The organism is Candidatus Liberibacter americanus str. Sao Paulo (assembly GCF_000496595.1).
GTDB lineage: Bacteria > Pseudomonadota > Alphaproteobacteria > Rhizobiales > Rhizobiaceae > Liberibacter > Liberibacter americanus.
Window position 1 is genome coordinate 865464 of sequence record NC_022793.1, and the last position, 19667, is coordinate 885130.

The following is a 19667-nucleotide window of genomic DNA, read 5'->3' on the forward strand; positions in this document are numbered from 1 at the left end:
AATGATAAATGTGGTCACGGGGACTCCGTCACTTTCGTGCCGATGCCAGAGTGCCCTAGGGCACGGTTCTTCGATCCGTAGTGAAAGGAAGAAGAGATCCTAACTCTGCCTTTCGCTTCCTTCTTGAGCAATTACTTATAGACGTACCTTGCTCCAGCTCGATCGTCTCTTAAGAAACGAACAGGTGAATTAACATATGAGCATGAGGCTTACCACTGGCATGTGCCTCATAAGTAATAAGATAACGCAAATGCTTACCAGTATTGAATCGTAAACGCTTCAAAAACCTGGTAATCTTTTAACCAAAATCAAGATAAAGCAAATGATCTTCCTTGGTCTCAGCATTATAAATGGTTTATTTATAATGCTGTACCTCATCACGAAAACGATAACTAAGAAAAGTAGACAACATAGTAACAAAACTATCAGAGCCAAATAAAGAATTAGACAGCCCATAATAATTCGTACAAGGAAAAACAGGATATTTATAATTTATTGAAAAACTTCCTTCAGAATCAAAAATAATAGAAGAATAAATATTTAAAAAAAAAGGACTTTTAGTCTAAAATCTAATGAATAACTCAATTTATTAACTCGTTTTACTATAACCAGCTACGTAAAATTGAAACACGTTTAGTTACTTACGTTAATTAAACGAGCGCCTCCAAACTATCCTAAAATCGATTAATGAACAAAAAAGCTTAGGGCTGAACTTGCTCAGGAGATTAATAACTCTTTTAATAAAACTGAGCTCGAAGATCTCTACTTACCTACCCATGGCGGGATTCCACTTTGGTTAAATATCGACCAAAGAACCTTGGCTTATAAATTTGCTGTTCCAAACAGCACGATTTCGTTTACTTGACGTGCTGTCCTGATCTTATTTTGCTTCAACAACGCAAGACTTCTCATAATACTTTGATTAATAATTTGTTGTGTAAAGAATCGTTTATCGACTTCACTAATCGCTTTTAATTGTTAATACTTACAAAGTCCTAATCCCTTGTGCGCTGAAAATTGTTGATAATCAGCAGTTAATAGTTTGTGCAACGAGCCAAATTCTTTTTATAAGTTTTCAGCCAATATTAAAACCGGAAATCCAAGAAATCATGTGCGAATAAAAATGGCCAAAAGCTCTTGATCAATTAATTATGATGCCCCATAAGATAAAAGCTTTTCTCTAGGTTGAAGTGCATAATTTATTTCGTCCATATGTTTTTCCTGTCTATTTCCTTGTAGCTTTGACAGTTTACAGCATGCCAAAATATAAGCAAAAATTTTCTAGCTTAGTTGCGTAGCTTTTTGCAAAAAAGTTTTTTTATAGATAAAAATTGATGGTACTATCACCTAAACTTCAGCTTATGGTAATATCAGTAGACTCATCACTTGAATTTGGATATATATGATGGCAGAACTTACAGGTAAACATATCGTACTTGGCATTGGTGGTGGTATCGCTGCTTATAAAACACCAGAATTAGTTCGTCGTTTGCGTGACCATGGTGCAATTGTACGTGTGGTAATGACGAATGCCGCCAAATCTTTCATTACACCGTTGACGCTACAGGCTGTTTCGGGCTATTCAGTTGCAGATGATTTATTGGATCCTGCCGCAGAGGCTGCAATGGGTCATATTGAATTAGCTAAATGGGCAGATTTAATTATTTTAGCGCCTGCAACTGCAGATTTGCTGGCTCGTTTATCCGTTGGTATGGCTAATGATTTATTAACAAATGTCTGTTTAGCTTCAAAGGCAAAAATAGCTGTCGTACCGGCAATGAATCAGCAAATGTATCGCGCTAATATTACTCAGAAAAATATTGCAATACTTAAAGAACTCCATGTTTTAGTTTGGGGCCCAGATGAAGGTAGTCAAGCTTGTGGTGATGTTGGCCCTGGTCGAATGTTAGAGCCGTTGGCTATTGTTGAATTAGCTAAGAATAGTTTTCAGCATAAGCTAGATATGGTAAACCTGCATTTAGCAATTACTGCGGGACCAACAAAAGAAGAAATTGATCCCGTTCGTTTTGTGACTAATCATAGTTCAGGGAAAATGGGTTTTGCGATAGGACAAGCTGCTGCAAAACGAGGAGCTAATGTAACACTTATTACCGGTCCAGTTAATTTACCAACACCTGCAGGCGTTAAACGTATTAATGTTGTCAGCGCGTTGGAAATGTATAGTCAAGTACATAATATAATTGACAAACAAGATATTTTTATTGGATGTGCCGCAGTTACTGATTATCGACCAAAAGAGTTTACAAAAGAAAAAATTAAAAAGCAGGCAGATGAAATTACTCTGACATTGGTAAAAAATCCTGATATTGTGGCAAGTGTTGGTAAATTGACTAAAAATCGTCCTTATGTCGTTGGATTTGCAGCAGAAATACAAAATTTAGAAGAATATGCCCGTAATAAGCTTACCCAAAAAAATCTGGATCTCATTTGTGCAAATGATGTTTCATTAGCTGATCATGGGTTTAATTCAGAAAGCAATGCCTTGAATTTATTTTGGGAAGATAAAGAGATACATTTACCACATAGCCATAAATTAGAGCTTGGTCAGCGTTTACTCGATGAGATACTTCAACGTTGTGAAGAAAAAAATAGACATTAAAATTCTTGATCCTCGTGTAGGAAATAAATTTCCGTTGCCAAATTATGCGACAGAAGGATCTGCTGGGTTAGATCTACGAAATTGATTCAGGCTATTCAATTAGAATCAGGTCAAACTGAGCTATTACCTACAAGATTAACAGTGCATATTGCAAATCAACAAGGGTCAGCGCAGAGGAAGTTATTGCTTTTCATGAAATTAAGTTAAGGTGTTTTTTAAAATTGTTAGACACACTTGTATTGCTATGGTCGAGAATGTTGCAACAAAAAAATTAAAATATTTGTTTTTTTGCTTATAAAAAACTCACTTCAAGCTTTTTTGATGATTTTTTACTATAGTAAATATTTAAATACTCAATAGTATAAATTTTTTATTTACTATATAAGATTATATCTTGCAATTAGTGCACATATAATAATATAAAATATTTAGTTGTATAACGAATATATATATAAATATTTTCCATATTATATTAATTCTAAAATAATCATTAAATAAAGTGTTTTAATTTATAAAAACTTGATTTAAATATGCCAAATGATCTACTAACTATAAAAAAAATATTAATAGGAATAACAATGATATTATTTCCTATTTTATCAATATTGGTTATCTTATATTATTTTTATTTAATGAAAAATACTACGATAAGTTGGTTGCCCTTTAGCTTTGTTACTCTTTTAATTGTTTGCATTGGATGCGGCCCTATACCGTCACTACTAATCAACAACTTACAATATCAATATAAAGATAATCTATTATTTTCTGAGTTAAAAGAAGAGAACATAATTATTTTACTTGGCAATGGTACAACTACTATCAAAGAAAATCCTATAATTAAGGTAGATCCTTCTCCTCAATCTTATTCTAGAATTTTTGAAACAATCCGACTTTATAGATTATGCAAACAAAATCGCAAAAATTGTACAATTATAATCAGTGGTGGAGATCCACAAAAACATGGTATATCAGAAGCTGATGTATATGGTGAAAAATTATTAGAAGTAGGAATAGATAAAAAAGACATTAAACTTGAAACAAAATCATTGAATACATTTCAAAATGCAAAACTATCTCTTCCTATAATAAAATCAATTATGGGTGATAAATCAAAAACCAACATAATACTAGTGTCTTCTGCATATCATTTACAGCGTAGTCAATTGTATTTTAAAAATTTAGGGATTAATACGATAGCCTCTCGTGCAGACTATATTAATGTTAAGTATAGCTTTATCCCTTCAATTATCAATTTTAATATTACTGCAATCGCTCTTAAGGAATATTTAGGGATAGGTATTTGGTTTTCAAATATAATGAGCTAATATATTAATAGATTTAATCTTAGCAAGATCTATCATTAGTATATATGAAATTATATCCTTATTTTATTATTAATGCTAGAAATGATATTTTTTATAAAAGTAACATTTATAATAACGGAATTATTGTCTATGTCTGAATTTAAATCTGATTTTCTTAGAACCCTTTCTGAGAGAGGATTAATTTATCAAATATCTAATCCTCAAGAGCTTGATGATCTATTTTGCAAAACAATAGTAACAGCATATATTGGATATGACTTAACAGCCCTTTCTTTACATGCCGGTCATTTAACTCAGCTAATGATACTTCATTGGCTGCAAAAGACAGGTCATAGGCCTATTTCTCTAATGGGTGGCACAACCAGCATGATAGGTGATCCATCTTTTAAAAATGATAGCAGAGTAATGTTGGGTTCCGAAGAAATTAAAAAGAACACTTTAGCTATTAAAGACATATTCTCAAGATTTTTAAAATATGGAAACGGCCCTACCGATGCTTTAATGGTAAATAATTCAGATTGGTTGTCAGAAATTAAATATATAGATTTATTACGTGATATTGGTAGTCATATTTCAGTTAATCGTATGCTTTCATTTGATTCTGTGGCGCTACGCTTGAAACGTGAACAATCGTTATCTTTCCTTGAGTTCAATTACATGATTTTACAAGCTTATGACTTCGTAGAGCTTGCAAAAAATTATAATTGCCGTCTACAGGTAGGAGGATCAGACCAATGGTGTAATATTATATCTGGTATTGATCTGGGCGCCCGCTTAGAAATGGAAAAGTTGTTTGCACTTACCTCTCCCCTTTTAACTACTTCTTCTGGTACAAAAATGGGAAAAACAGAAAAAGGAGCAATTTGGCTTAATAGTAAAATGACAACTGTATACGATTTTTGGCAATATTGGCGTAATGTAGAAGATAATGATGTTGTACGTTTTTTAAAAATTGTTACAACCTTACCAATGTCCGAAATTGATAAGATATCAAAATTAAAAGGTAAGGAAATAAATGAGGCAAAAAAAATATTAGCAACAGAGATTACAGCAATAGTACATGGAAGATCTGCAGCAGAACAAGTTGCAGCTACAGCTACAGAAGTATTTGATATGGGTATAAATTCTCACAATATGCCTAAATTATCTATTTCAAAAAATGAGTTAGAAAAAACTATAGGGATTTTGAATGTTATTGTAAGAGCAGGTTTTGCATCTTCAAATACTGAAGCACGTCGACATATAAGAAGCAATGCTATAAAAATAAATAACGAAGTAATTTCTGATGAAAATATGAATATTGGTATGAAAGATTGCAATGATGATGGAATTTTCAAACTTTCTCTTGGGAAAAAACGTCATATAATTTTTTATATTTGTAATTGATATTATGATCATATCATATACTATTTAAGATATAAATATTTTAATACTATTTAAGATATAAATATTTTAATACTATTTAAGATATAAATATTTTAAAAGCAGTGTTCAATATCTTAGGTAATTATAGAATATAATCAGTATGCATTGTTATTTATCAATTCTACTTTAGTTTAGCTTTATGATATCATTTGCGGAATCTAAACTTTAGTATAAAACGATTTTTTAATTATGATATCAAGTGAATTTTTAAGAAGGATCTTTTCTTATTCCGTTTTCTATAAAATAAGTTGGGTGATACATTGTTACCAATTCTTCCGATGAAGTAGGATGTAATGCCATACACCGATCAAAATCATCTTTTGTACATCCGGCTTTCAAACAAATTCCCAAAACCTGAATAATCTCACTAGCTTCATTACCAAGTATATGCACTCCAATAACTTTACGATCATCAACGTTTACAATAATTTTAATTATTGAACTTTCAGAACGTTTAGAAAGAGCTGATTTCATAGGATAATATTTTACTTTATATACTTCCAGCCTGTTGAACTTATTTGCAGCATCTTTCTCTGTTAATCCAACAGAACCAATCTCTGGATGAGAAAAAATTGCAGTAGGGATTAAATCGTAATCAGGAACAGTTGGATTGCCTTTAAATTCTGTTTCAATAAAACAAGCAGCGGCATGTATAGCCACAGGTGTTAACTGAATTCTACCAGTAACATCACCAAGAGCAAAAATTGACTTAACATTAGTACGAGAATAATTATCCGTAATAATAGCTCCATTTGACATATCTATTCCCAATTTTTCAATTCCTATATTCATAGTGCGAGGAATACGACCTATTGCAAGCATAATTTGATCAGCAAATATAATCTCTCCAGATTTAAGAACTCCTTTTAATTTCCCACTTTCTCTAATCACACTATCAATTGTATCATTGTTAATGATTCTAATTCCTTTAGATATCATAATATCGGTCAATCCATCTGTAATATCTGAATCAAAATTGGAAAGAATACTATTGCTACGAGTAATTAAAGTTACCTTTGAACCTAAGGAATTCAATATACATGCGAATTCAATAGCTATATATCCACCGCCTATAATCAAGATAGAATGAGGTAAACTTTCTAGAGAGAAAATATCCTCTGAAGTAATACAAAGATCACAACCTTCAAAATCAATTCGATTTGGTAATCCACCTGTCGCGATAACAATATAGTTAGCTGTAACGGTACGATCCATATTTGAAAGATAAACAGAATGAGGAGAACTAATAATCGCTTTACTTTTAAATAAGGAAACACCTGTGTCGTCTAAAAGACGAGCATAAAAAGATTCAAGACGAGCAAGTTCCCTATTTTGTGCAGAAATAAAATAATTCCAATCAAAATTGATATGATTAATACTCCATCCAAAACCTTTTGCATCCTCAAAATGATCAGAATATTGAGACGCATAAAACATCAATTTTTTAGGAACACATCCCCTTATTACACAAGTGCCCCCAACTCGATATTCTTCACAAATTGCAACTTTTTTTCCAATTTTTGCAGCTAAACGTGCAGCGCGAACGCCAGCAGATCCAGCACCTATCACAAGCATATCATAATCGTAACCAGGCATAAAAAACCTCTTAATTCTAATATATCTTAAGAGAAAAATAATACTATTACTCTATCTAAAGTATTATTAACTAATATGACTTATATCATAAAAAACAGATGATTAAAGAATATTATTCTAATAATACGTTACTGCTAATCCATATAAACAAAAAACACTAAATTCAATAAGAAAATATATTAAATTATATCGTTATTAAGGCATCTTATATAACAGATGATAGATAACCTAATAAACCCTATAACAAAAATAATCCAATAAATAAAACAACAAAAATACATGTAATATATATCCCCCTATATTTTATTTATTATGCTTTTAATATAGAACATGTACCATCGTACATTCCAACTATAGCGCACTCAGCCATACCTATAAACATGCCATGTTCAACAACTCCAGGTATAGCATATAATGCATCAGAAATAAATCCTGGATCAGGGATAAATCCGAAATAAGCATCAATAATATAATTACCTCCGTCACTAACGAATAAATCAGAGCCATTGCGACGCAAAAGAAATTTTTCATTTAATCCAAACTGAAATGCCAATTTTTTAAGAGCAGAAATTGTTGCTTTAATTCCAAATTGATCAATTTCTATTGGTAGAATCCCTTGACCAATAGGATTAGATATTTTGCTCTCATCTCCAATAAATATTACACGAGAAGAGGCATTAGCTATTATCTTTTCACGTAATAGAGCCCCACCATATCCTTTAATAAAACGTAAGCGAAAATCTACCTCATCGAAGCCATCTATACTTAGATCAATACAAGATACATCTTCAATTGATAACAAAGGAATATTATTTTTTTTACAGAAATTCTCTGTATCTACAGAAGTTGCAACAGCCTCAACACTCAAGCCATCCATAATCTTTTGAGCAAGCAAAAGCATGAATTCCTTGGAGGTTGTTCCTGTTCCCATTCCTAAAATCATACCATCCTCAACATACTGAATCGCTTGTCGGGCAGCATTTCTCTTCATATGAAGAGATTCCATTATATTTACTCTTTTCTATATATTATTATTTAATAAGATAAAACATAGCAAAATATACTCGTATTTTAAAAAAATAATCGTGGCATATCTTTACATATGTATTACGAATATCAAAATTAATTACATGTGAATTGGCCTATCAAAGTTAGCCAACGCTGCCTCTCTTACAGCTTCTGACATAGTTGGATGAGCATGACAAATACGAGCAAGATCCTCAGAAGAACCTCCGAACTCCATTAAAACAACTGCCTCATGTATAAGTTCTCCAGCTCCAACACCAATAATATGCACTCCTTCTACTCGATCAGTATTCTTATCTGCAAGTATTTTGACAAAACCATCAATAGAATTTATAGCACGAGCTCTGCCATTAGCACTAAAGGGAAACTTTCCCACTTTATAAGATTTATTCTCAAATATCAACTGCTCCTCAGTCTTTCCCACTGAAGCAATTTCAGGATTTGTATAAACTACACTAGGAATCACCGAATAATTAACATGCCCTCTTTGTCCAGAAATAATCTCAGCTACAGCAATTCCTTCATCCTCAGATTTATGAGCCAACATCGGACCACGAACGACATCTCCAATAGCATAAATATTTGGAACAGAGGTCTGAAAAACATCTCCTATTTCTATGAATCCACGAGAATCAACCTTTATTCCTAGATCTCCCAAACCAAGACCTGAGGTATATGGCTTACGACCTGTAGCAACCAAAACAGCATCAGATTCAAATTCTACACGTTTACCATCTGCAACAGATTCACAGATAACTTTCGCCTTATTCTTAATTTTATTAATGGAAATAACTTTCAATCCAAACCTTAAATCCATACCCTGTTTAGATATAATACTTAAAAACTGTTTTGAAACCTCCTTATCTACACCATTTAACAGAATATCAGAATGTTCAATAACAGTGACTTTAGAACCAAGGCGCATCCAAACAGATCCTAATTCCAAACCAATAACCCCTGCCCCTATAACCAATAAATTTTTCGGCACAGAACTAAATGATAAAGCACCTGTAGAAGATACAATTACATCATCCTCATCTAAATTAATCGATAGTCCAGGTATAACAGATGCATTTGACCCAGTCGCAACGACAATATTTTTGGCTTCTATAATTTTTTCCAAACCTTCATTACAAACAGAAATTTTACTTGAAGAAATAATTTTCGCTATCCCATGATAAGTAGAAATTTTATTTTTCTTTAAAAGAAAATCTATTCCCTTAACATTCGCTTGCACCACAGATTTTTTATAAAGCATCATCTTTTCTAAATTCAATCTAGTAGATGGAATGATTATTCCCATATCATCCATTCCTTTAGAAACATGCGAATAAACTTCCGATGAATGAAGTAATGCTTTTGAAGGAATGCAACCAATATTCAAGCAAGTTCCACCATAAGTTTTTTCTTTTTCAATTATGGCAACTTTGTTTTTTAGCTGAGCAGCCTTTATCGCACAAGCATAACCCGCTGGACCTGCTCCTATCACAACAAGATCATACATCATCAACATTCTCGCTTTCATATGATTAAATTTTAAAATAATTCAATAAGCAACTAAAAAATAAACCAGTATCAATTGCGTAAATATTGCAATTTAATGGGATATCAAGCAACAATAAAAAACAATAACTATCAAAAATTTAATGAACAACCTCTATATCTTTAAATATTTAATATAAATCTCTCAGGATCCTCAAGCAATTCTTTAATACGAACTAAAAATGTAACAGCTTCCTTACCATCAACTATACGATGATCATAAGACATAGCAATATACATCATAGGACGAGCTACTATCTGCCCATTTTCTACAATAGGCCTTTCTTGAATCTTATGCATTCCAAGAATACCTGACTGCGGAGGATTAAGTATTGGTGAAGATAAAAGAGATCCATAGACACCACCATTAGAGATAGTAAATGTACCTCCTTGTAAATCTTGCATCGATAGCTGACCTGAACGAGCGGTTTTTCCTAGACGATTAATTTCTTTTTCAATTTCTACAATAGACATTTGATCAGCATGACGTAAAACAGGAACAACAAGCCCCTTATCCGTGCCAACTGCTACACCAATATGGCAATATTTATTATAAATGATGTAATCATCATCAATTGCCGCATTAATAATTTTAATTTCTTGAAGAGCATGACATACAGCTTTAGTAAAAAATCCCATAAAACCTAATTTTATACCATGCTTTTTCTCAAAAAGATCCTTATATTGTGCACGAATAGAAATTATACGAGACATATTAATTTCATTATAAGTAGTCAGAATAGCTGCAGTATTTTGAGCATCTTTTAGACGCTTAGCAACAGTATGACGAAGACGAGACATCTTAACACGCTCTTCTCCGAGAGAATTTTGTTTATCAGGATAATTATTAATCGAAATACTTCCCTGTTCAGATGAAAAGGATTTTACCTTATTAGATATAGATTCAGTAGAATTATTAATTACAGAAACAACATCTGATTTAAGTATTTGCCCTCTTTTTCCTGTACCATTGATATCAGAGGGAGATAAACCTGCTTCCTCAATCAACTTAGCAGCTGATGGAGATTGAGGCATACGATATTCATCTTTTTTAGTTTGTTCGGAGATATTATTCGAAGTAGAAGAAACTGATTTTTTCGCAGATGTAGGCTCATATTCTGAATTTTCAGAAACAAATCCCAGGAATCCGCCAGGAGATATTATCTCACCTTCTGAAACAGAAATTTCAGTCAACTTGCCCGAGATAGGAGAAGGAACTTCAATAGTAACCTTATCGGTTTCAAGCTCCAATAAGGGTTCACCAATTTCTACAATATCACCAATCTTCTTAAGCCAAGAACCAACTGTTGCCTCTTGTACAGACTCCCCTAAAGAGGGAACTAAAATTTTTGTAGCCATAACATCAACTTTCATTTTCTAAACAATAAATTGCAAATAATACAAGTATTTTCTAATTATCTAGAGCTTCCTTAATAAAAACAGATAACTGTGATAGATGACGCGATATATTACCTACAGCTGTAGATGCTGATTCTGGACGCCCAACATAACGAAAACGAGAATAACTAGATCCAACAGACTTAAGTACCTTTTCTAAATAAGGTTCAATAAAATTCCATGCACCCATATTCTTAGGCTCTTCTTGACACCAAACCATCTCAGCCTTTACAAAACGCGAAAGAACTTTTACCAAATCATCAAATGGAAATGGATATAATTGTTCAATGCGCAACAGATAAATATCTGAAATATTTCTAGAATCACGATTTTCTAAAACATCATAATATACCTTTCCTGTACAAAGTATAACACGACGAATCTTAGAATCATCTACAAGTTTTAAAATATTATATTCATCCTCTAATAATATAGGACTAAAAGAACTTCCACAATCCATCGCGGATAGAGAAGAGATAACTCTCTTATGTCTCAATAAAGACTTTGGAGTCATTAATATCAAAGGCTTGACTGAATCAGAGTAAATCTGACGACGTAAAATATGAAAATAGTTGGCAGGAGAAGTACAATTAGCAACACGCATATTATTTTCTGCACACATTTGCAAAAATCTCTCAAATCTAGCAGAAGAATGTTCTGGGCCCTGACCTTCGTATCCATGTGGCAACAAACAGACAAGATTAGAACAGCGTGACCATTTTTGTTCACCAGAAGAAACAAATTGATCTAATATAACCTGTGCACCATTAGCAAAATCACCAAATTGTGCTTCCCATATAGTAAGACAATTTGGGTTCTCCAAGGAATAACCATATTCAAATCCTAAAACAGCTTGTTCAGATAGAAAAGAATTAACAATTTCACAATGACCCTGATTATCTGATATATGAGATAGGGAAAGATATCGCGATTCTGTTTCCTGATCATATAAAGCCGCATGACGATGCGAAAATGTACCCCGTTCACAATCCTGTCCCGATAAGCGAACCTTATACCCCTCATTACAAAGAGAACCAAAAGCTAAAGCTTCAGCCATAGCCCAATCAATCCCCTCACATTTATCTATCATTTTTCTGCGATTTTCCATAAGACGTTGAATAATCTTATGCGCCTTAAAAGTCTTTGGAATAGAAGAAATCTTATAACCTATATCTTTAAGTATATCTATAGAGACAGAAGTATCATTAGGATCCCTACCACTAACACTATTAATTATATTAGAAGAATGATTAGATTTAATATCTACTTTTTGAGGAGTATAACCATCTATCTCCTTAAATTCACTTTCTAGATGAGAACGCCAATTAGCATTCAAGGCACTTAAATCATTTTCAGAAATCACATTTTCAGATATTAACTTATCAGCATATTGACGAAGAACAGATTTATGTGAACGTATTTTTTGATACATTTTAGGTTGAGTAAAAGACGGCTCATCTCCTTCATTATGACCAAAACGGCGATAACAAAACATATCAACCATAACTGATTTATGAAATTTCATACGAAATAGCGTTGCTATTCTTATAACACGAATAACAGCTTCTGGATCATCCCCATTAACATGAAAAACAGGAATATCCATAGCTTTAGCAACATCTGAAGGATAATGACAAGAACGAGCTGAAGAAGGATTAGTAGTAAATCCTATCTGATTATTAATAATTATATGAACACTCCCTGCGACAGTATATCCAAATAAACCAGATAATTCAAAAGTTTCATATACAACTCCTTGACCAGCAAAAGAAGAATCACCATGAATAATAATCGGTAAAACCTTTGATCGATTTACCAATGAAACATTATCTTCTCCAGATAATGATCCTATAATATCTTGTTTGGCACGCACACTTCCAATCACAACGGGATCAACAAATTCAAGGTGTGAAGGATTATTGCTCAACGATAATTTAACTTCTTTCCCAAAAAAATCACGCTTACAAAAAGCACCTAAATGATACTTAACATCTCCTGAATAACTTGCGTCTCCATTATATTCACCCTTAAATTCATAAAATATAGCACGCGCCGGCTTATTCATTATCTGAGATAAGACATTAAGACGACCTCGATGAGCCATTCCTAAAACAATCTCTTCAGATCCGTGCTTCACTCCTTGTATAATAACTTCTTCTATGGCAGGGATAATTGATTCAGATCCATCTGCACCAAAACGTTTTGCACCTTTATATTTAATATCAATAAACTTTTCAAAGCCTTCTGCTTCAATTAACTTATCTAAAATAGATTTTTTCTCTTCTATTGAAAGAATAGAAGAGAAATTATATTTTTCAATAGAACTTCTTATCCAATCCCTTTCTTCAAGATTAACTATATGCATAAACTCTACACCTATATTTGCGCAATATAAACGTAAAAGTAGCTTTAAAACTTCATTAATAGTAGTAATACCAAGGCCTAATACTCCTTGCATATCAATCTTGCGATTATAATCTTGTTCAGTAAAACCATAATAAGAAGGAGATAACTCTTGTAATTTTACGCGCTTGTAATTGTTTAATGGATCAAGATTAGAATTTAAATGACCTAGAGAACGGTATGCATCAACCATTCTCATCATATTAAAATAATCTTTCAATGGTTGTTCATTATTTGAGACACGATTAAAATCGCAATCTTTTTTTTCATCAGAAAAAACTTGGTTAGCCACCTCTGTTTCTTTTAAAAAACAAGCAATACTTTCTTCTAAACTATCACAATTACCAGATTTATCGTCAAGAAATAAAAAAAAAGGATACCAATCTTTACAAACACTAAACGGATCATCTTTATAACTGATATATAAATCTTCAATATAAGATAAATTTGCGCCGTCTAAAAAAGAAGCAAAAGAAAAATTTTTATTTAAATTACTCTGCACCATTCATTTCTTTCATTCTTACTAAAAATAAATTTCTTAATTCTTAATCTCTTAATCCATAAAAACGTCAGTATAACAAAACTATAAACTATTTAAAAGCTCTGTGAGAGTTCTACCAATACTAGCAGGAGAAGATGCCATACGAATACCTGCTTCTTGCATAGCAGCTATTTTATCTTCAGCTCCTCCTTTCCCAGCCGATACAACCGCTCCAGCATGACCCATAGTACGACCAGGAGGCGCTGTTAATCCAGAAATAAATCCAACAACTGGCTTTTTATGTCCACACTTAAACTCATCTTTTAAAAACTGAGCAGCCTCTTCTTCTGCTGTTCCACCAATCTCACCAACCATAATAATTGATTTAGTATCATCATCAGATAAAAACAATTCAAGAATATCAGTAAACTCTGTTCCCTTTATAGGATCACCACCAATACCAACGGCAGTACTTTGCCCCAAACCTTCCTGAGTTGTTTGCAATACAGCTTCATAAGTAAGAGTCCCAGAACGAGATAAAATACCTACAGATCCTTTGCGAAAAATAGAGCCAGGCATAATACCTATCTTACACTCTTCAGGTGTCAATAATCCAGGACAGTTAGGCCCAATAAGACGAGAAGAAGAATTCTCAAGACGAGCCTTTACTCGAACCATATCCAAAACAGGAATACCTTCAGTAATGCAAATAATTAAAGGAATATTTGCCTCAATAGATTCAATTATAGCATTACACGCACCACTAGGCGGAACATATATAACAGAAGCATTGGCACCTGTGCGCTCTTTTGCCTCTATAACTGATGAAAAAACAGGAACCTTGCTATTTGCACCAGACCAATAAGATCCACCCTTAGAAGGATGTATACCTCCAACAATTTGAGTTTTACAATAAATAATGGATTGTTCAGTATGAAAAGTTCCGGCTTTACCTGTTAAACCTTGGACAATTACCTTAGTATTCTTATCAATTAAGATAGACACAGCTTTTAACCTCCTTTAACTGAATTAACTATTTTTTTAGCAGCATCATCTAAATCAGTTGCTGTGATAACATTCAACCCACTATCCATTATTAATTTATTACCAATATCTACATTAGCTCCTTCAAGACGAACAACAAGAGGAATATCTATACCTACTTCCTTGATAGCAGATAAAATTCCTCTAACTAAAACATCACATCTCATAATTCCACCGAATATATTGATCAATATACCTTTTACAGAAGGATCTAACGTTATAATCTTAAAAGCCGAAGCAACTTTATCTTGATCTGCCCCACCACCAACGTCAAGAAAATTAGCCGGATTCCCGCCATAATGTTTAATGATATCCATGGTTGCCATAGCTAAACCAGCTCCATTAACCATACAGCCTATATTCCCATCAAGAGCTATATAAGAAAGATCGTGTTTTTTTGCCTCTATCTCTCTATCATTCTCTTCAGATAAATCACGTAATTCAAGAATATCTGGATGCCTATATAATGCATTATCATCAAAAGAAACCTTAGCATCCAAAACTCTCAGGTGCCCATTTTTCATAATAATCAAAGGATTAATTTCCAAAAGGCTCATATCCTTTTCATAAAAAGCCTTGTAAAGGCAAGGAAAAAGATTCTCAGCATCAATACGAGCTTGATCTTTCAAATTAAGGGCATAGCATAAATCAGTAATATCTTTAGAAGTTATACCTTTGATGATATCAATGGTTATCTTATGGATATTTTGCGGACAAGTTTTAGCAACCTCTTCAATATCCATACCACCTTGGCTAGAAGCAATAAAACAAATTTTACCAGATGATCTTTCTATCAATAATGAAAGATAAAGCTCTTGAACAATATCAGCTCCATCCTCAATATATAAAAAATTAACTTTCTTGCCGCTATCTCCTGTTTGTTTTGTAACAAGAGTAGAACCTATCATCTCACGACAATCATCAATAACAGATTCAATAGATTTCTCAATTCTAACTCCACCTCTAAAATTAGAAGGTAGTTCTTTAAATTTACCTTTACCACGCCCTCCAGCATGAATTTGACTTTTGACAACATACAAAGGGCCAGGAAGATCTTTGACCCTCAAGTTAGCTTCTTCGACAGATGAGACTAAAACTCCTTCAGCAACTGGAACACCATATCTTTTTAACAAACTCTTAGCTTGATACTCGTGAATATCCATATTAAAATCACTATTCCCATAAAAAAATTATACTAGACTAGGCACAAATTTAGTACAAGTATTACATAAACCAACAGTAGCTTTTACCGATTTTTCAAAAGCGGTTTTTTCATCAGAAGAAAGATCCAATTCAATTATCTTTTCAACACCTCCACGACCAATAACTACAGGAACACCAACATAAAACCCATCAACACCATATTGCCCTGAAAGACGAGCTGCACATGGTAAAACATTCCTTTTATTTTTAAGATATGACTCAGCCATTGCTATAGCAGAAGAAGCTGGAGCATAATACGCTGAACCAGATCCAAGCAATCCTACAATTTCCGCCCCACCATCACGAGTTCTCTGCACAATTTGGTCAATTTTTTCCTGCGTAGTCCAACCAAGTTTTACAAGATCAAGAACGGGAATGCCAGATACAGTAGCATATTTTAACATGGGAATCATCGAATCTCCATGACTACCCAAAACAAGAGCTGTAACAGCTTCAACGGAAACATTAAATTCCTGTGCTAAGAAATATCTGAACCTAGCTGAATCTAGAACTCCAGCCATACCTACAACCATATGGCTTGGCAAACCAGAAAATTTCTGCAAAGCCCATACCATTGCATCAAGAGGATTAGTAATACAAATAACAAAAGAATTAGGTGCATACTTTCGTATACCAGCAGCTACCTTTTCAATAGAATTTAAATTATCAGATAGCAAATCATCACGGCTCATAGAAGGTTTACGCGGAATACCAGCTGTAACAATACAAACATCTGCGTCAGCAATATCAGAATAGTCGTTTGTTCCATATAAATTAGCATCAAAACATTCAACAGGAGCAGATTCTGAAATATCGAGAGCTTTACCACGTGGCATACTATCAACTATATCAAGCAAAACTAGATCTCCAAGCTCTTTGAGAGATGCAAGATGTGCCATCGTCCCTCCTATCATTCCAGATCCTATAAGAGCAATCTTATTCGACATTATTAATAATCCTTCCCTATCTATATAAAGGCAACATATCTAATTTATAGGCTATATATCATTTAAAAATAATATATCAATTAACTTGATAACAAAAACTTACAAGCATCTATTACATTTTTATGATTTTTTATATATTTTACACTAAACATCTCAAACAAACGTGAAACAGTTCTCCTAAATTCAAACTCATCCAATCCTAAACGGTTAGAAAAAAATTTTTCTATACCTATTTCAGATGACATTATCAAACAAACCTTATTCTCATAAAAAACATCTATAAGCATAATAAAACGTTTAATCCAATCGCGTCTATCACCATCAAAAAATGGAACATTATCTATAAATATTATATTAAATCTATCGGCAATTTCCATAAAATCACTAGCAGAAAATGCTTTATCACAAAGATCAAAAAAAGAAAATCTAGATACTTTACCAGAGGAGAAAGGAACATGAATATTATATCCTCCTTTAGCAGTAATATCTAAAGAAATAGATGGATTATCTCCAATTATATAAAACCATAATTTATCCATAAGTTCTGATGTATAGGAATTTAATGGACTAATATAAGTAGGAAAAAAAGAATGTTTTTCTCGACGATAGTCTGTTTCTGATTCTAATGAAATAACTTCCATCTTATCTTTTAAAAGATTAATAAATGAAGCAAAAAAATCACCATTAATTTCATCTTTATAAAGATTATCTGGTTTAACATTAGAAGTTAAAACCAAAATACAACCAGCCGCAAATAATTCAGTAAATAGACGGGATAAAATAACAGCATCAGCAATATTTGTTACCATAAATTCATCAAAGCATAATAATTTTGATTCCATAGCAATGGAATGTGCTACCAATGGTATTGGGTCATATTCTTTTGATCTACCTGATTCAATTTTATTGCGATGCTCGTTAAGTCTACAATGAACATCTTTCATAAATTCATAAAAGTGAATTTTACGTTTTTTTTCTACACAAGCCAAAGAAAAAAAAATATTCATCATCATGCTCTTTCCCTGGCCAACACCACCGTACAGATAAATGCCCTTAATAAAGACATTCTTACCTGTAAAATAACGCCATAACCTAGAAAAAAATTCAAAAATACTTTTATCAGCTTGTTTATGAAGATCAGTTAAAAGACGATCAAAAGAAGTTGCTACCCTATGCTGTTCAGAACTGTATTTTAATTTTCTATTCTGAACTAACAATAACAGTTTACTACTGACAAAACGAATTGACATTTAGTTATACAACAAAGTAAATATTGGAATATAAAATATTTTATACCTTTCGAACGAGATAAACTGTTTCATCTTTACCACTAAATCGCCCCTCAAAGTGTTGATCATCTATTTTGTCTAAAACAATTATATTATCACCACGAAAATTTTTAAGCTCAAGTTGATCATCAACTATATTCCAAGCAGATAATAATGCTAATTTACCGTAACAATCTCGTGAAGTTCCTCTAAAATTTTTCTTAAATTTAGTTAGCGTCAAAATAACATCACATTCTGTATCTTGATAAGACATTTTCCACGCACCAATCATATAAACCTTTAATGCATAATAATCAGTTGATGGAACAGGAATATTTTTTACATTCGACAATTCATATTCTGAAACAGGTGGCGGCAAAGTTTCTGATTCAATTATAGGAAAATTAGCATCTCCTTGTTTTTTTTTTGAAAAAAAATCAAAATATTCTAAATTAATACAGCCGGAAGATAATGTTATGCAACAAAACAATAAAAAAAACCTGCAGTATTGCATATATCATATTCCTATATCTAAATAAATAAAACTAATAACACATCATAACTAAAAACTATATCAAAATAATAAAAAAATACATAATTATATTATTATATTTTACGATCTAACATCAACATCTTTATTTTCGAAATCGCCTTAGCAGGATTGAGACCTTTAGGACAACTTTGAGCACAATTCATAATCGTATGGCAGCGATATAGACGGAAAGGATCTTCTAAATCATCAAGACGATCGCCTTTTTCCTCATCTCGAGAATCGACCAACCAACGATACGCCTGTAACAATACCGCAGGGCCAAGATATCTATCACTATTCCACCAATAACTTGGACAAGAAGTAGAACAACAGGCACACATAACACATTCATAAAGACCATCTAATTTCTGACGATCAACATGACTTTGTAGTATCTCCTTAGATGGTTTTGGAGAAACAGTTTTAAGCCAAGGATCAATTGAACGATGTTGTGCATAAAAATGAGACATATCAACAACTAAATCCTTAACAACAGACATGTGCGGGAGTGGATATATCTTTATTACACCTTTAACTGAATTCATATCTTTGATACAAGCTAAAGTATTAGTGCAATCTATATTCATGCCACAAGATCCACAAATACCCTCTCTACATGAACGACGTAAAGTCAATGTAGGATCAATCTTATTCTTTATATATAAAAGACCATCAAGAACCATAGGTCCACAATCATCTAAATCAACATAATAAGTATCAATAGAAGGATTTCCTCCTTCGTCTGGATTCCATCGATAAATACGATATTCGCGTAAATTACTTATATTAGAAGGAGCTTCCCAAGTTTTTCCTTGCTTTAAACGAGACTTCTTTGGCAATAAAATTTCAACCATATA

Annotated in this window: 14 protein-coding genes; 3 read left to right on the forward strand and 11 right to left on the reverse strand. The window is 32.7% G+C overall.

All coding sequences use genetic code 11. From position 1 onward, the window contains the following. Positions 1-1405: 1405 nt before the first annotated feature. The 3 genes from coaBC to tyrS all read left to right on the forward strand — a co-directional run bounded on the left by coaBC (position 1406) and on the right by tyrS (position 5331). Entirely contained in the window at positions 1406-2620 is a 1215-nt protein-coding gene (gene coaBC, locus LAM_RS03700; protein WP_007557316.1) for a bifunctional phosphopantothenoylcysteine decarboxylase/phosphopantothenate--cysteine ligase CoaBC, read from the forward strand. A gap of 578 nt (positions 2621-3198) precedes the next feature. Then, positions 3199-3945: a YdcF family protein gene (locus LAM_RS03710; protein ID WP_007557313.1), complete on the forward strand. Its 747-nt coding sequence runs from the start codon at positions 3199-3201 to the stop codon at positions 3943-3945. Between the two features lie 129 nt (positions 3946-4074). Further along, positions 4075-5331 (forward strand): tyrosine--tRNA ligase, encoded by a 1257-nt coding sequence (gene tyrS, locus LAM_RS03715; protein ID WP_007557312.1) that lies wholly within the window; start codon positions 4075-4077, stop codon positions 5329-5331. Between the two features lie 246 nt (positions 5332-5577). On the opposite strand, the gene gorA is transcribed toward tyrS, so the two are convergent. The 11 genes from gorA to LAM_RS03770 form a co-directional block, all read right to left on the reverse strand. Continuing rightward, positions 5578-6966, reverse strand: coding sequence for a glutathione-disulfide reductase (gene gorA / locus LAM_RS03720; protein WP_007557311.1), 1389 nt, complete (start codon positions 6964-6966; stop codon positions 5578-5580). A gap of 310 nt (positions 6967-7276) precedes the next feature. Beyond that, entirely contained in the window at positions 7277-7972 is a 696-nt protein-coding gene (rpiA, locus tag LAM_RS03725) for a ribose-5-phosphate isomerase RpiA (protein WP_007557310.1), read from the reverse strand. 120 nt (positions 7973-8092) lie between these two features. Then, positions 8093-9499 carry a dihydrolipoyl dehydrogenase gene (lpdA, locus tag LAM_RS03730; RefSeq protein ID WP_007557309.1) on the reverse strand — a complete coding sequence of 469 codons (1407 nt, stop codon included), beginning with the start codon at positions 9497-9499 and terminating at the stop codon, positions 8093-8095. A gap of 158 nt (positions 9500-9657) precedes the next feature. Continuing rightward, positions 9658-10893 carry a 2-oxoglutarate dehydrogenase complex dihydrolipoyllysine-residue succinyltransferase gene (gene odhB / locus LAM_RS03735; RefSeq protein WP_040055901.1) on the reverse strand — a complete coding sequence of 412 codons (1236 nt, stop codon included), beginning with the start codon at positions 10891-10893 and terminating at the stop codon, positions 9658-9660. A gap of 52 nt (positions 10894-10945) precedes the next feature. Next, positions 10946-13840: a 2-oxoglutarate dehydrogenase E1 component gene (locus LAM_RS03740; protein ID WP_007557307.1), complete on the reverse strand. Its 2895-nt coding sequence runs from the start codon at positions 13838-13840 to the stop codon at positions 10946-10948. 78 nt (positions 13841-13918) lie between these two features. Continuing rightward, positions 13919-14821 carry a succinate--CoA ligase subunit alpha gene (sucD, locus tag LAM_RS03745; protein ID WP_007557306.1) on the reverse strand — a complete coding sequence of 301 codons (903 nt, stop codon included), beginning with the start codon at positions 14819-14821 and terminating at the stop codon, positions 13919-13921. A gap of 5 nt (positions 14822-14826) precedes the next feature. Further along, positions 14827-16023 carry an ADP-forming succinate--CoA ligase subunit beta gene (gene sucC / locus LAM_RS03750; RefSeq protein ID WP_007557305.1) on the reverse strand — a complete coding sequence of 399 codons (1197 nt, stop codon included), beginning with the start codon at positions 16021-16023 and terminating at the stop codon, positions 14827-14829. 27 nt (positions 16024-16050) lie between these two features. Next, a complete protein-coding gene (mdh, locus tag LAM_RS03755) occupies positions 16051-17013 on the reverse strand; it encodes a malate dehydrogenase (RefSeq protein ID WP_144079413.1) in 963 nt (320 codons plus the stop codon). 77 nt (positions 17014-17090) lie between these two features. Continuing rightward, positions 17091-18260, reverse strand: a complete 1170-nt coding sequence (zapE, locus tag LAM_RS03760) for a cell division protein ZapE (protein WP_051050881.1) — start codon at positions 18258-18260, stop codon at positions 17091-17093. A 40-nt stretch (positions 18261-18300) separates the two neighbouring features. Next, positions 18301-18768 carry an AprI/Inh family metalloprotease inhibitor gene (locus LAM_RS03765; protein WP_240532040.1) on the reverse strand — a complete coding sequence of 156 codons (468 nt, stop codon included), beginning with the start codon at positions 18766-18768 and terminating at the stop codon, positions 18301-18303. Positions 18769-18884: 116 nt separating this feature from the next. Then, a complete protein-coding gene (locus LAM_RS03770; protein ID WP_007557300.1) occupies positions 18885-19664 on the reverse strand; it encodes a succinate dehydrogenase iron-sulfur subunit in 780 nt (259 codons plus the stop codon). Positions 19665-19667 lie beyond the last annotated feature (3 nt).

What these genes read in the sequence shown, in the direction of transcription:
- sucC (WP_007557305.1), bottom strand. Translation starts at nt 16,023, where the DNA reads ATGGATATTCACGAGTATCAAGCTAAGAGTTTGTTAAAAAGATATGGT.
- rpiA (WP_007557310.1), bottom strand. Translation starts at nt 7,972, where the DNA reads ATGGAATCTCTTCATATGAAGAGAAATGCTGCCCGACAAGCGATTCAG.
- tyrS (WP_007557312.1), top strand. Translation starts at nt 4,075, where the DNA reads ATGTCTGAATTTAAATCTGATTTTCTTAGAACCCTTTCTGAGAGAGGA.
- LAM_RS03770 (WP_007557300.1), bottom strand. Translation starts at nt 19,664, where the DNA reads ATGGTTGAAATTTTATTGCCAAAGAAGTCTCGTTTAAAGCAAGGAAAA.
- coaBC (WP_007557316.1), top strand. Translation starts at nt 1,406, where the DNA reads ATGGCAGAACTTACAGGTAAACATATCGTACTTGGCATTGGTGGTGGT.
- zapE (WP_051050881.1), bottom strand. Translation starts at nt 18,260, where the DNA reads ATGTCAATTCGTTTTGTCAGTAGTAAACTGTTATTGTTAGTTCAGAAT.
- odhB (WP_040055901.1), bottom strand. Translation starts at nt 10,893, where the DNA reads ATGGCTACAAAAATTTTAGTTCCCTCTTTAGGGGAGTCTGTACAAGAG.
- LAM_RS03710 (WP_007557313.1), top strand. Translation starts at nt 3,199, where the DNA reads ATGATATTATTTCCTATTTTATCAATATTGGTTATCTTATATTATTTT.
- LAM_RS03740 (WP_007557307.1), bottom strand. Translation starts at nt 13,840, where the DNA reads ATGGTGCAGAGTAATTTAAATAAAAATTTTTCTTTTGCTTCTTTTTTA.
- gorA (WP_007557311.1), bottom strand. Translation starts at nt 6,966, where the DNA reads ATGCCTGGTTACGATTATGATATGCTTGTGATAGGTGCTGGATCTGCT.
- lpdA (WP_007557309.1), bottom strand. Translation starts at nt 9,499, where the DNA reads ATGATGTATGATCTTGTTGTGATAGGAGCAGGTCCAGCGGGTTATGCT.